The sequence below is a fragment of the Ramlibacter humi genome (assembly GCF_004681975.1).
Taxonomy (GTDB): domain Bacteria; phylum Pseudomonadota; class Gammaproteobacteria; order Burkholderiales; family Burkholderiaceae_C; genus Ramlibacter; species Ramlibacter humi.
Genome location: NZ_SMLK01000008.1, coordinates 15,286 through 28,363, shown reverse-complemented (window position 1 = coordinate 28,363; position 13,078 = coordinate 15,286). Strand labels below are relative to the sequence as shown.

At 68.2% G+C, this 13,078-nt stretch carries 15 protein-coding genes; 5 read left to right on the top strand and 10 right to left on the bottom strand.

All coding sequences use genetic code 11. The features are described 5' to 3' along the window. Positions 1-5 precede the first annotated feature (5 nt). The gene (locus tag EZ216_RS18845; RefSeq protein WP_135251343.1) at positions 6-800 is read right to left on the bottom strand and encodes a ferritin-like domain-containing protein; all 795 of its coding nucleotides are present in this window, start codon (positions 798-800) and stop codon (positions 6-8) included. Between the two features lie 12 nt (positions 801-812). Beyond that, a complete protein-coding gene (locus EZ216_RS18840) occupies positions 813-2,039 on the bottom strand; it encodes an EAL and HDOD domain-containing protein (protein ID WP_135251342.1) in 1,227 nt (408 codons plus the stop codon). A 114-nt stretch (positions 2,040-2,153) separates the two neighbouring features. Between EZ216_RS18840 and EZ216_RS18835 the strand changes: the two genes are divergently transcribed. Together EZ216_RS18835 and hslO are read left to right on the top strand one after the other, a co-directional pair. After that, positions 2,154-2,678: a gamma carbonic anhydrase family protein gene (locus EZ216_RS18835; protein ID WP_135251341.1), complete on the top strand. Its 525-nt coding sequence runs from the start codon at positions 2,154-2,156 to the stop codon at positions 2,676-2,678. Between the two features lie 37 nt (positions 2,679-2,715). Next, complete coding sequence (gene hslO, locus EZ216_RS18830; RefSeq protein WP_135251340.1) at positions 2,716-3,693, top strand: Hsp33 family molecular chaperone HslO; 978 nt, start codon at positions 2,716-2,718, stop codon at positions 3,691-3,693. A 119-nt stretch (positions 3,694-3,812) separates the two neighbouring features. On the opposite strand, the gene EZ216_RS18825 is transcribed toward hslO, so the two are convergent. From EZ216_RS18825 to pyrG, 7 genes are all read right to left on the bottom strand, one after another. Then, positions 3,813-4,439, bottom strand: a complete 627-nt coding sequence (locus tag EZ216_RS18825; protein ID WP_135251339.1) for an AAA family ATPase — start codon at positions 4,437-4,439, stop codon at positions 3,813-3,815. Next, positions 4,436-5,056 (bottom strand): nicotinamide riboside transporter PnuC, encoded by a 621-nt coding sequence (gene pnuC / locus EZ216_RS18820; RefSeq protein ID WP_135251338.1) that lies wholly within the window; start codon positions 5,054-5,056, stop codon positions 4,436-4,438. Before pnuC ends, EZ216_RS18825 begins: the two co-directional genes overlap by 4 nt. A gap of 31 nt (positions 5,057-5,087) precedes the next feature. Beyond that, positions 5,088-5,369 carry a septum formation initiator family protein gene (locus EZ216_RS18815; protein ID WP_135251337.1) on the bottom strand — a complete coding sequence of 94 codons (282 nt, stop codon included), beginning with the start codon at positions 5,367-5,369 and terminating at the stop codon, positions 5,088-5,090. A gap of 143 nt (positions 5,370-5,512) precedes the next feature. Continuing rightward, entirely contained in the window at positions 5,513-6,796 is a 1,284-nt protein-coding gene (gene eno / locus EZ216_RS18810) for a phosphopyruvate hydratase (RefSeq protein WP_135251336.1), read from the bottom strand. A gap of 141 nt (positions 6,797-6,937) precedes the next feature. Then, on the bottom strand, positions 6,938-7,228 hold the full coding sequence (locus EZ216_RS18805; protein WP_135251335.1) for a DUF1330 domain-containing protein: 291 nt from the start codon (positions 7,226-7,228) through the stop codon (positions 6,938-6,940). 14 nt (positions 7,229-7,242) lie between these two features. Then, a complete protein-coding gene (kdsA, locus tag EZ216_RS18800) occupies positions 7,243-8,100 on the bottom strand; it encodes a 3-deoxy-8-phosphooctulonate synthase (protein ID WP_135251334.1) in 858 nt (285 codons plus the stop codon). A 1-nt stretch (position 8,101) separates the two neighbouring features. Continuing rightward, positions 8,102-9,772 (bottom strand): CTP synthase, encoded by a 1,671-nt coding sequence (gene pyrG / locus EZ216_RS18795; protein WP_135251333.1) that lies wholly within the window; start codon positions 9,770-9,772, stop codon positions 8,102-8,104. A gap of 213 nt (positions 9,773-9,985) precedes the next feature. On the opposite strand from pyrG, the gene coaBC reads away from it, so the two are divergent. The 3 genes from coaBC to EZ216_RS18780 all read left to right on the top strand — a co-directional run bounded on the left by coaBC (position 9,986) and on the right by EZ216_RS18780 (position 12,371). After that, a complete protein-coding gene (gene coaBC / locus EZ216_RS18790) occupies positions 9,986-11,221 on the top strand; it encodes a bifunctional phosphopantothenoylcysteine decarboxylase/phosphopantothenate--cysteine ligase CoaBC (protein WP_135251332.1) in 1,236 nt (411 codons plus the stop codon). After that, positions 11,218-11,664 (top strand): dUTP diphosphatase, encoded by a 447-nt coding sequence (gene dut / locus EZ216_RS18785; protein ID WP_135251331.1) that lies wholly within the window; start codon positions 11,218-11,220, stop codon positions 11,662-11,664. Before coaBC ends, dut begins: the two co-directional genes overlap by 4 nt. A gap of 131 nt (positions 11,665-11,795) precedes the next feature. Continuing rightward, positions 11,796-12,371 (top strand): glycine zipper 2TM domain-containing protein, encoded by a 576-nt coding sequence (locus tag EZ216_RS18780; protein ID WP_167772964.1) that lies wholly within the window; start codon positions 11,796-11,798, stop codon positions 12,369-12,371. A 158-nt stretch (positions 12,372-12,529) separates the two neighbouring features. Here the strand turns inward: EZ216_RS18780 and EZ216_RS18775 are convergent, their stop codons facing one another. Next, positions 12,530-13,048 (bottom strand): FKBP-type peptidyl-prolyl cis-trans isomerase, encoded by a 519-nt coding sequence (locus EZ216_RS18775; RefSeq protein WP_135251329.1) that lies wholly within the window; start codon positions 13,046-13,048, stop codon positions 12,530-12,532. Positions 13,049-13,078: the final 30 nt, after the last annotated feature.

The following is a 13,078-nucleotide window of genomic DNA, read 5'->3' as shown; positions in this document are numbered from 1 at the left end:
CCGGGTCAGCCGAGCAGGATCGCGATCTCCTCGTCGGAGAAGCCCGCGCGGCGCCGCGCCGCCTCGTTGAAGGGCGGGTGCAGCCGCGGCGCGGCGTGGCGTTCCACCAGCACGCGGTAGTGCGCCACGGGGTCCAGCCCGTCGCGCGCGCACAGCCAGCGGTACCAGTGGTTGCCGATGGCGACGTGGCCGACCTCGTCGCGCAGGATCACGTCGAGGATGTCGACCGCGCGCAGCGCGTCGGGCGTGCCGGCCTGCCTCAGCTTCTGCTGGATCTGCGGCGTGGCATCCAGCCCGCGCGCTTCCAGCGTGCGTGGCACCAGCGCCATGCGCGCCACCACGTCGTGCGAGGTTTTCTCGCACATCTGCCACAGGTTGTCGTGGGCGGGGAAGTCGCCGTAGGCATGGCCCAGCGTGGCGAGGTGGTCGCGCAGCAGGCTGAAGTGGTAAGCCTCTTCCGCGGCCACGCGCAACCAGTCGAGCCGGAATTCGCGGGGCAGGCCGTCGTCGAATCGCCACGCCGCGTCCAGCGCCAGGTTGATGGCGTTGAACTCGATGTGCGCGATGGCATGCAGCAGCGCCGCCAGGCCTTCGGGCTTCGTGGGCGAGCGGCGCGGCACCTTGGCGGGGTGGACGAGCTCGGGGCGTCTGGGCCGCCCCGGGACGGGCAGGGTGGCCGGCGGCGCGTGCGGCTCGATCGCCAGCCCTTCGGCGGCTTCGTGCAGTTCGCGCGTGGACGCCGCCTTGCGGGCGGGGTCGCTCTCGCACAGGGCATCCAGCGCCCATCGGCGCAGTTCCATGCGCCGATTGTCTCAGCGAGTGAGCAGGTCCTCGGCCCAGGCCAGCGCCTGCAGGTGCGCCATGTTGATCTGGCGGCCCGACAGCAGCAGCCGGTCGGCGTCGCGGGCGAAGGCTTCGGCGTCGCCGCTTTCGCAGGCTTGCGCCAGCGAGAGGAAGGGTTCGAAGACGCCCTTCTGGTCCAGCAGCGCATCGGTCACCGCGATGGGAAGGCCCAAGCCCTCCAAAGCGGTCTTCATGGGCACGCCGGTCATCGCGTCCAGCAGCGAGAACACGCCGGTGACGAAAGCCTGGTCGCACTGGTCGGGAGGCAGCAGTTCGGCCCCCAGCAGTTCCATCAGGCGGCCGCGCACGATGGCGTGGTGGCCCAGCGCCGGCGCGTCGCCGGCGGTGGCCAGCAGCAGCGTGGACCAGCGCATCATGCGGTGCATGCCGACCACCATCACGGCGGAACGCAGCGAGGTGACTTCACCTTGCAGGGCGAACGCGCCGGAGTTGATGAAGCGCAACAGCTGGAAGCTCAGCGCGGTGTCGCGCTTGAGCAGTGCTTCGATCTCGCCGACGTCGGCCTCGCGGCGCACCAGCGACAGCAGCTGCAGCGCCGCGGCCTGGCTGGGGCGCATCTTCTGGCCCGGCACCGGCACGGGCCGCGAGAAGAAGGGACCCTGGAACAGGTCGATGCCCAGCTGGCGCAACGAACGCAGGCAGGCGTCGTCGGGCACGCCGCAAGCCAGCAGGCGAGGCTTGTGCTGGCGCGCGAGCTTCACCACGCCGGCCAGCGCCGGAGCGGGCAGCCGTGTCACATCCAGCAAGAGGAAGTCGGCCTGCGCCAGCCAGCCGTGCCAGGCCGTGGCCAGCACGTCGTGCGGCAGGGCGAAGCGGAAGCCTTTCTGGCGCAGCTCCGCGAGGCGAGCGGCGCCGGCGGCCAGCTGCGCGGCATCCGGGTTGGCCGGCAGCGACAGCCGCAGCACGATGCGCGTGGCGTCGGCCAGCGCGAGGTGCTCGCTGTCCAGCGCCTCGGGGCCGCAGTGCAGGAACAGCACGCGGCGTTCGGCCAGGGGCTTGCTCGCGCACAGCGCCAGGGCGTGCGACACCAGCTCGGCGATCTGCTCGCCGCGAGCCGGCTCGGTGCCGGCGGCCAGCTCGTAGCCAAACACCGTCCGCGCGTCGTCCAGGATCACCTGGCGGGCCAGCTCGAGGCTGGCGCGGGCGGGTTGGGCGGTTTCGGCGGTGGCGGTCATGGTTCGGTGGTTTGCGGCGGGGCGGTTCGCGGCATTTTCCGCAGGGGCCCGCCGCCGCAGCGCGTCGAACAGCCTACCTACAATGCCTTTTTTCCCTATCTGAAGGACGGCTCCATGGCGATCTACGAACTCGACGGCACGGCACCGAAGCTGGGACAGGGCGCCTGGGTCGCGGACAGCGCCCAGGTCATCGGCGCCGTCGAGCTGGGCGATTCAGCCAGCGTCTGGTTCGGCGCGGTGGTCCGCGGCGACACCGAGACCATCCGCATCGGCGAGAACACCAACATCCAGGACCTGTCGGTGCTGCACGCCGACGTCGGCAAGCCGCTGACCATCGGCCGCAACGTCACCGTGGGCCATCAGGTGATGCTGCATGGCTGCACGGTAGGAGACAACTCGCTCATCGGCATCCAGGCGGTCGTGCTCAACGGCGCGCGCATCGGCCGCAACTGCATCGTGGGCGCGGGCAGCGTGGTGACCGAAGGCAAGGAATTCCCGGACAACTCGCTGATCATCGGCTCGCCCGCCAAGGTGGTGCGCACGCTGGACGACGCCGCGGCGAAGAAGCTGGCCGAAAGCGCCGAGCACTACGTGAGCAACGCCCGGCGCTTCGCGAAGGGCTTGAAGAAGGTCGCCTGAGCCATCAGTTAAGACAGCTTTGGCCCAGCGCGAACCGATGTCCGAGCTCCACAAATTCCTCTTCGACGGCCTTCCCGTGCGCGGCGCGCTGGTGCGCCTGACCGACGCATGGACCGAAATCCTGGCGCGCCGCCAGTCCAACTCCGAAGCCGGCGCGTACCCGCCCCCGGTGGCGGAGCTGCTGGGCGAGATGGCCGCGGCCGGCGTGCTGATGCAGTCGAACATCAAGTTCAACGGCGCGCTGGTGCTGCAGATCTTCGGCGACGGGCCGGTGAAGGTGGCGGTGGCTGAGGTGCAGCACGACCTGTCCGTGCGCGTGACCGCCAAGGTGGTGGGCGACGTGCAGGTCGGCGACCGGCTGCCGCAGCTGGTGAACGTGCGCAATCACGGCCGCTGCGCCATCACGCTGGACCCCAAGGACAAGTTCCCGGGCCAGCAGCCGTACCAGGGCGTGGTGCCGCTGCACGGCGACCGGCGCGAGAAGCTGGAAAAGCTCAGCGACGTGCTGCAGCACTACATGCTGCAGTCCGAACAGCTGGACACCACGCTGGTGCTGGCCGCCGACGGCAAGGTGGCCGCGGGTCTGTTGATCCAGCGTTTGCCACTGGAAGGCGAGGGCAACCTGGAGGGGTCGATGGTCAGCAAGGCCAACGAGGAAGAGATCGGCCTGAACGAGCACTACAACCGCATCGCCACGCTGGCCGCCAGCCTGAAGCGCGAAGAGCTGCTGGAACTGGACGTGGACACCATCCTGCGCCGGCTGTTCTGGGAAGAGAAGGTGCTGCGCTTCGCGCCGCAGACGCCGCGCTTCGCCTGCAGCTGCAGCCGCGACAGGGTGGGCAGCATGATCCAGAGTCTGGGCCGCGAAGAGGCCGAGTCCATCCTGGAGGAGCAGGGCCGCATCGAGGTGGCCTGCGATTTCTGCGGTCAGGAGTACCGGTTCGATGCGGTGGACATCGGGCAGCTGTTCACCTCGCCGGGGGACCAGCCGCCGGTGTCGTCGGCGGTGCAGTGACGGCCGAGGCATCGGCAGGAACGCTGTCATGGCGGGCTTGACCCGCCTCCATCTCCGGCGGCTGGCCGTGCCTGGTCCGTGTCCGGGGTGGATGCCCGGTCAAGCCCGGCATGACAAGTTCAGGGCGAACGCTGAAGGCCGGTGAACAGCCGGTGCTCGCAGTCCGGGTCGCTGCACTTGTCGCAGCTCCATTGCCAGCGCGGCCCCTTGTCCGGCGGCCTTTCGCCCAGCTTCTCCAGCACCGGCTGCAAGGCGTTGGCGAGCCGGTCCTCCCCCGTGCCGTACACCACGCGATACGGCACACTGGCCTTGCGCAGAGCTTCTCGCACCAGTTCGTCCACCGGCCCGCGCACGTGCTCGCCGTCACGCTGCAAACCATCGGCCACCCACGGGATGTCGAGACCGGTGACCAGTGTCAGGTCGTAGCCGCGCTGCCTTTCCAGCGCGAACCGGTACAGCGTGCCGTCGTCGAACAGCATGGCGCTGTAGATGGCGACCATCAGCGAGGTGGTGTCGGCGATGACGATGTCCGCTTGCGCCGCGGCGGCGTCGACGCGGCGCTCCTGTTCTTCGGCGATGGGCAATTGCTCTTCGGGCCGCGGCGTGCGGCCTTCGCGCTCGCACCATTCGCGCAGGTACTCGCCGACGGCCGCGACGCGGTGGCCGCGCGCCTGCAGCGCCCGCGCGAGAGCACCGGCCAGCGTGGTCTTGCCGGTGCTTTCGGCGCCGAGCAGCGCGACCTTCATGCCGCCGCCCCGGCCCGCAAGCGCCGCAGCCATTCGCGCAGGCCGGCGACGCACATCACGACGAACACGGCGTACAGCGCGGCGGTGAACCACAGGCCCTTGTAGGCGAAGAGGCCCACGCCGACGACGTCCACCAGGATCCACACGACCCAGTTCTCCAGGTACTTGCGGCCCAGCAGGTATTGGCCGACGAGGCTCCACGCGGTGGGGAAGGCGTCCCACCACGGCACGTCGGTGTCGGTGAAGCGCAGGAGGAACAGCCCGGTCAGCGGCCACAGCAGCGCGCCGGCCAGCAGCGTGAGGAAGCGCTGCTTCGGCGTGAGCAACGCCACGTGCAGCTCGTGGCCGTCGGCGCGGTGGCCGCGCAGCCACTGCCACCAGCCCCAGAACGCCACGGTGGCGAAGAAAAGCTGCAGCCCCGCGTCGCCGTACAGCTTGCTGCGCCAGAAGATGGCGAAGTACATCAGCGAGGCGACGATGGCCAGCGGCCAGCCCCAATGCACTTCGCGGATGTTGCAGGCGACCATGACGAGGGAGATCACCACGCCGGCCAGCTCGAGCCAGCTGACCGGCGAGCCCCAGAGGACGAAAGCCGTCGCGAACAGTGACTCGGCCATCAGCGCGGCGTGCGCGGCAGGGTGCCGCGGCTCACTTGGGCGTCACGACGTTGACGAAGATTTCGTTGGGCTTGACCATGCCCAGCTCGGCGCGCGCCTTCTCCTCGACCATCTCCAGGCCTTCCCTGAGGTCGTTGACCTCGGCGGCCAGGCGCTCGTTGGCCTGCTGCTGCTGCACGTTGGCTTGCTGCTGCTGCACCAGGCGCCGCTCCATCTCGCCCACGTTGCCCACGCTGCCCCGGCCGAACCACAGCTGCGCGTGCACGACGGCGAGCAGCGCGAGCAGGAGGGGCGGGACGAGGCGACTCGACATTCAAGTTCCTCTCGAGTCTTCGTGACGGAAGCGGCCTTGCGATTGCGCGCGCTCCATCCAAGGGCCATCGCGGAACCGGCTTTGCCGGGCCGCTGATGGCGCCCCTTGAGGGAAGGCGCCGAAGGCGCTTCGGGGTGGTCTCATTACCTCAGGTTGTAGAAGGCCGCGCGGCCCGGGTACTGCGCGATGTCGCCGAGGTCTTCCTCGATGCGCAGCAGCTGGTTGTACTTGGCCATGCGGTCGGACCGCGACAGCGAGCCGGTCTTGATCTGGCCGGCGTTGGTGCCCACCGCGATGTCGGCGATGGTGCTGTCCTCGGTCTCGCCCGAGCGGTGGCTGATCACGGCCGTGTAGTTGGCGCGCTTGGCCATCTCGATGGCGGCGAAGGTCTCGGTCAGCGTGCCGATCTGGTTGATCTTGATCAGGATGGAGTTGGCGATCTTCTTCTCGATGCCTTCCTTCAGGATCTTGGTGTTGGTGACGAACAGGTCATCGCCCACCAGCTGCACGCGCGAGCCCAGCTTGTCGGTCAGCTGGCGCCAGCCGTCCCAGTCGCCCTCGGCCATGCCGTCCTCGATGCTGATGATGGGGTACTTGTCGCACCAGGACGAGAGGATGTCGGTCCACGCGCCGGCTTCCAGCACCTGGCCTTCGGCTTCGAGGTGGTAGCGGCCTTCCTTGAAGAACTCGCTGGACGCGCAGTCCAGGCCCAGGGCGATCTGCTCGCCGGGGCGGTAGCCGGCGGCTTCGATGGCCTGCAGGATCATGCCGATGGCGGCTTCGTGGTTCTCCACGTTCGGCGCGAAGCCGCCTTCGTCGCCGACGGCCACGCTCATGCCCTTGTCGTTGATGATCTTCTTCAGCGCGTGGAACACCTCGGCGCCGTAGCGCAGCGCTTCGCGGAAGCTGGGCGCCCCCACGGGGATGATCATCAGTTCCTGCAGGTCGAGGTTGTTGTTGGCGTGCGCGCCGCCGTTCACCACGTTCATCATCGGCACCGGCAGCTGCATGCCGTTCATGCCGCCGAAGTAGCGGTACAGGGGCAGGCCCGATTCCTCGGCGGCGGCGCGCGACACGGCCATGGACACGGCCAGCATGGCGTTGGCGCCCAGGCGGCTCTTGTTCTCGGTGCCGTCCAGGTCGATCAGGGTCTTGTCCAGGAAGGCCTGCTCGGAAGCGTCCAGGCCCAGCACCGATTCGGAGATTTCGGTGTTGATGTGCTCCACGGCGCGAAGCACGCCCTTGCCCAGGTAGCGCGACTTGTCGCCGTCGCGCAGTTCGATGGCCTCGCGCGAGCCGGTGGACGCGCCGGAAGGCACGGCCGCGCGGCCCATGGTGCCCGATTCCAGCAGCACGTCGCATTCGACGGTGGGGTTGCCGCGCGAGTCCAGGATCTCGCGGCCGACGATGTCAACGATGGCGCTCATTGCAGTCTCTCTTTGAAGTCAAAAAAGCGGGACTACCGCACGCGAAGGCCCCGAAAGTGACGCGAAGGACGCGAAAAAATCCATCTGTCTTTTTGCGTCCTTCGCGTCACTTTCGCGTCTTTCGCGTAGGGGAGTTGTATTTCACACGCCCTCGATCAGCACCATGCGCATGACGGCCGCGCCTTCGCGGGCCTTCTTCGCGCGGCCGTACTCGGTGGAGTCGTAGAAGGCCTGCGCCTTCTCCACCGACGGGAATTTCAGCAGCACGACGCGCCTGGGCGACCAGTCGCCTTCCAGCACCTTTACGGCGCCGCCGCGCACGCACACTTCGGCGCCGTGCGCCTGCATGGCGAGGGTGGAGTACTTCTTGTATTCCTCGTACTGCTGCGGGTCGGTGACGTCGATGTTGGCGAGGATGTAGGCGGAGGGCATCGTGTCTCTTGCTTTCAGGCGTTGAAGTCGTTCTCGAGGAAGCCGTTCTTCTTGGTGACCTGGTCCAGCGCCACCAGCGTTTCCAGCAGCGCCTTCATGTGCTTGAGCGGCACCGCGTTGGGGCCGTCGGACAGGGCTTTGGCGGGGTCGGGGTGCGTTTCCATGAACACGCCGGCGACGCCCACCGCGATGGCGGCGCGCGCCAGCACCGGCACCATCTCGCGCTGGCCGCCGGAGCTGGTGCCCTGGCCGCCGGGCAGCTGCACCGAGTGCGTGGCGTCGAACACCACCGGCGCGCCCGTCTCGCGCATGATGGACAGCGAGCGCATGTCCGACACCAGGTTGTTGTAGCCGAAGCTGGCGCCGCGCTCGCAGGCCATGAAGCTGTCTTCGGGCAGCCCTTTTTCGCGCGCGGCGGCGCGGGCCTTGTCGATGACGTTCTTCATGTCGTGGGGCGCGAGGAACTGGCCCTTCTTGATGTTCACCGGCTTGCCCGACTGGGCCACGGCGCGGATGAAGTCGGTCTGGCGGCACAGGAAGGCGGGCGTCTGCAGCACGTCGACGACCTTGGCGACCTCAGGCACTTCCTCCGTCGTGTGCACGTCGGTGATGACGGGCACGCCCAGCTGCCGCTTCACCTTGCCCAGGATGTCCAGGCCGCGCGACATGCCGGGGCCGCGGAAGCTGGCGCCCGAGGAGCGATTGGCCTTGTCGTAGCTGCTCTTGAAGATGAAGGGGATGCCCAGGGCGGCGGCCATTTCCTTCAGCTGCCCGGCGACGTCCATCTGCAGCTGTTCGGATTCGACCACGCAGGGGCCGGCGATCAAGAAAAAGGGCCTGTGCAGGCCCACTTCGAATCCGCACAGTTTCATGTCAGGCCACCGCCTTCAACTTCTTGCCGGCGGAAGCCTGGTGGTCCAGCGCGGCCTTGATGAACGCGTTGAACAGCGGATGGCCGTCCCACGGCGTGGACTTGAATTCGGGGTGGAACTGCACGCCCATGAACCAGGGGTGCGCGTCCTGCGGCAGCTCGACGATCTCGGTCAGGTGCTCGCGCTGGGTGAGGGCGGAGATCACCAGGCCGGACTTGCGCAGCTGGTCGAGGTAGTTGACGTTGGCTTCGTAGCGGTGGCGGTGCCGCTCGGTGACCACGTCGCCGTAGATCTTGTGCGCCAGCGTGCCCGGGGCCACGTCGGAGCTTTGCGCGCCCAGGCGCATGGTGCCGCCCAGGTCGGAATTCTCGTCGCGCTTGTTGATGGTGCCGTCGGCACCCTGCCATTCGGTGATGAGCGCGATGACCGGATGGGGCGTCTTCGGCTCGAATTCGGTGCTGTTGGCGTCCTGCAGGCCGGCGACGTGGCGCGCGTACTCGATGGTGGCGACCTGCATGCCCAGGCAGATGCCCAGGTAGGGCACCTTGTTCTCGCGGGCGAAGCGGGCGGCGGAGATCTTGCCTTCGATGCCGCGCTTGCCGAAGCCGCCGGGCACCAGAACCGCGTCGTACTTGGCCAGCTGGCGGATGTTCTCGGTCGTCAGCGTCTCGCTGTCGACGTAGTCGATCCTGGTACGCACGTGGTTTTTCATGCCCGCGTGCTTGAGCGCTTCGTTCAGCGACTTGTAGCTGTCGGACAGGTCCACGTACTTGCCGACCATGGCGATGGTGACCTCGCCCTGCGGATGCTCGACCTCGTACACCAGCTCGTCCCAGCGCTTGAGGTTGGCCGGCGGCGTGTTCAGGCGCAGCTTGTCGCAGATCAGGCCGTCCAGGCCCTGCTCGTGCAGCATGCGCGGCACCTTGTAGATGGTGTCCACGTCCCACATGGAGATCACGCCCCACTCGGGCACGTTGGTGAACAGCGAGATCTTCTCGCGCTCTTCCTCCGGGATCTTGCGGTCGGCGCGGCACAGCAGCGCGTCGGCCGAAATGCCGATCTCGCGCAGCTTCTGCACGGTGTGCTGGGTGGGCTTGGTCTTCAGCTCGCCGGCCGCGGCGATCCACGGCAGGTAGGTGAGGTGCACGAAAGCGGCCTGGTTGGGGCCCATGCGCAGGCTCATCTGGCGCGCGGCTTCCAGGAAGGGCAGCGATTCGATGTCGCCCACGGTGCCGCCGATTTCGACGATGGCCACGTCGGCCGCGTTGGGCTCGCCCACGCGCGCGCCGCGCTTGATGAATTCCTGGATCTCGTTGGTGACGTGCGGGATGACCTGCACGGTCTTGCCGAGGTAGTCGCCGCGGCGTTCCTTTTCCAGCACCGACTGGTAGATGCGGCCGGTGGTGAAGTTGTTCACCTTGCCCATGCGGGTGGTGACGAAGCGCTCGTAGTGGCCCAGGTCCAGGTCGGTCTCGGCGCCGTCGTCGGTGACGAACACCTCGCCGTGCTGGAACGGCGACATGGTGCCCGGGTCCACGTTGATGTACGGGTCGAGCTTGATCAGGGTGACTTTGAGGCCCCGCGATTCCAGGATCGCAGCGAGGGAGGCTGAGGCGATTCCCTTGCCCAGGGAGGACACCACACCGCCGGTGACGAAGACGAATTTGGTCATGTCGTTCGGAAAGCGTGGCCTTCCGGGGAGGTGGTAATGCGCGATTATACGAGCGCTCGCAGCCGCTGGCGGCCAGAATGCGGACACCCTTACGCAGAGCACGCCGAGGCTTCGCAGAGGACGCGAAGAAGTCCTCAATGTCTTTTCCGCGATCTCCGCGCCTCCTCTGCGTGCTCCGCGCAAGGATGTCCGTATTTGCTACATTCCCGCGCCATGAATGACCTTCGGGGCAAGCACATCGTCCTGGGCCTGACGGGCGGCATCGCCTGCTACAAGGCCGCCGAGCTGTGCCGGGGCTTCGTCAAGGAAGGCGCCACCGTGCAGGTGGTGATGACCGAAGCGGCGGAGCAGTTCATCACGCCGGTCACCATGCAGGCGCTTTCGGGGCGCACCGTCCACACCTCGCAGTGGGACGCGCGCGAACCGAACAACATGCCGCACATCAACCTCTCGCGCGAGGCCGACGCCATCGTCATCGCGCCGTGCAGCGCCGATTTCATGGCCAGGCTGGTGCACGGCCGTGCCGACGAGCTGCTCAGCCTGATGTGCCTGGCGCGCCCCATCGCCCGCGTGCCGCTGCTGATCGCGCCGGCGATGAACCGCGAGATGTGGGCCCACCCGGCCACGCAGCGCAACATGGCGCAGCTGGCGCAGGACGGCGCCACCATCCTCGGCGTGGGCAGCGGCTTCCAGGCCTGCGGCGAGACCGGCGATGGCCGCATGCTGGAGCCGGACCAGCTGCTGGAAGACATCGTCGCCTTCCTGTCGCCCAAGCCGCTGGCGGGCAAGCGAGTGGTGGTCACGGCCGGCCCGACCTTCGAGGCGCTGGACCCGATCCGCGGCATCACCAACCATTCCTCCGGCAAGATGGGTTTCGCCATCGCGCGCGCCGCCCGGGAAGCGGGCGCGCAGGTCACGCTGGTGGCCGGCCCCGTGCACCTGCCCACGCCGCGCGGCGTGGACCGCGTCGATGTGAAGTCGGCGCGCCAGATGCTGGACGCCACGCTGGCGGCCGTGCCGCGCGCCGACGTCTTCGTCGCCACCGCCGCCGTGGCCGACTGGCGGCCCGCCAACGAAGCCGGCCAGAAGATCAAGAAGGACGGCAGCGGCCAGGCGCCCACGCTGTCCTTCGTCGAGAACCCGGACATCCTTCTTACCGTGGCGCAGACGGAGCGCGCGAAGAAGCGCGAGCTGTTCTGCGTCGGCTTCGCCGCCGAAAGCCACGACCTGCTGGCGCACGCGCAGGCCAAGCGCGTGCGCAAGGGCATCCCGCTGCTGGCCGGCAACATCGGCCCGCTCACCTTCGGGCAGGACGACAACCAGCTGCTGCTGGTGGACGAGCAGGGCGCGCACGAACTGCCGCGCGCGCCCAAGCTGCAGCTGGCCCGCACCCTGGTGGTGGAGATCGCCAGGCGCATGTCCGGCCTGCCCGGCACCGCAAAAGCATGAAAGTCGACGTCAAGATCCTCGATCCGCGCATGGCGGACCAGCTGCCCGCGTACGCCACGCCCGGAAGCGCGGGCCTGGACCTGCGCGCCTGCATCGGCGAGCCGCTCCATCTCGGCCCCAACGAATGGCGGCTGGTGCCCACCGGCATCGCCATCTGGCTGAAAGACCCGGGGTACGCGGCGCTGATCCTTCCGCGGTCGGGCCTGGGCCACAAGCACGGCATCGTGCTGGGCAACCTGGTGGGCCTGATCGACAGCGACTACCAGGGCCAGCTGATGGTCAGCTGCTGGAACCGCAGCGACACGGCTTTCACGCTGCAGCCGATGGAGCGCTTGGCGCAGCTGGTGGTGGTGCCGGTGGTGCAGGCCGAGTTCAACGTCGTCAGCGAATTCCCGGCCACGCAGCGCGGCGCGAACGGCTACGGATCGACCGGAAAGGGCTGAGCTTCAGCCGTCGCAGGCCGGTCCTACAGGACGGGCTGCCTGCTCCTACGCCGATGCGCGGCGATCCCGGCAAGCCAACCGTCGGGGCCATGCCTCTAATCGGGGGAACGTTCCCAAAAGGAGAATTTCCCATGCGCAACCGTCTCACCCTCGTTGCCGGCGTCACCACCGCCGCCGCCGTCCTGTCCGCCTGCAGCAGCTATCCCGGCAACGGCCTCGGCCAGGCCGACCCGAATCCGCCGGTCTCGCAAGCCCCGGTCTACAGCGCGCCGGCACCGGTGGCCACGTACCCCAGCGGCACCGTCGTGCAGAGCGCGCCCGTCGCCGCCGTCGAATTCGGCCGCGTGACGGACATCCAGCAGGTGGCCCAAGGGCAGACCAGTGCCACCAACCCCAGCGCGCGCAACGCGGTGGTCGGCGGCGTCATCGGCGCCGTGGTCGGCAACGTGCTCGGCAAGAACGTGAACAACGGCCACAACCGCAGCGGCGCCACCGTGCTGGGCGCGGCCGGCGGCGCGGCCATCGGCAACGGCATCGGCCAGCGCCAGGAGCAGCAGCAGCAACAGGCTGCCGCCGCGAACGGTGCCTACCGCGTGACCGTGCAGACCGACCAGGGCCAGTGGCGCACCTTCGAGGTGGGCGCGCTGGGCGACCTGCGCGTGGGCGACCGCGTGCGCGTCGAGAACGGCGTCATCTACCGTTCATGATGGCGTCGGGGGCTCGTCGCCTCCTCTGAAAGCGGACTCCCTTACGCAGAGGTCGCGGAGGAGGCGCAGAGTTCGCAGAGAAAAATCGGTGGAAGTTTCACTTCCGCGAACTCTGCGCTCCCTCCGCGACCTCTGCGTAAGGGAGTTTGCTCCCGGTTTCAGTGCAGCAGGTCGCCACCCGGCGCCTGCGGATGCACGCGGAAGAAGCCGGTGCCAGCGGTGCCGCGGCCGACTTCTTCTTCGGTGGCTTCGCGCACGGCTTCCACCTTCAGGTGCAGCCGCAGCGCGATGCCCGCGAGCGGGTGGTTGCCGTCCAGCACCACGTGCTCGGGATAGATTTCGGTGACGGTGTACAGCAGGTTCTTCGGCGCCTGCTCGTTGCTGCCCGCCGGGAGGCCCTCGAAGGTCATGCCTTCTTCCATCTGCCCGGGGAACAGCGAGCGCGGCTCCAGGAACACCAGCTGCTCGTCGTAGTCGCCGAAGGCGTCCTCGGGTTCCAGGTGCAGGTCCAGGCGGTCGCCGGGCTCGTGGCCCTGCAGGGCTTCCTCGATCTTGGCCAGCAGGTCGTTGCCTCCGAGCAGGAACTCCACCGGCTCATCGAGCACGTCAAGTTCCTCGCCGAGGGTGTCCTTCAGCGTCCAGGTCAGCGCGACGACGCATTGCGGGGTGACTTCCATAAGGGAGAATTCTCGCAGTTCCCCCGCCAT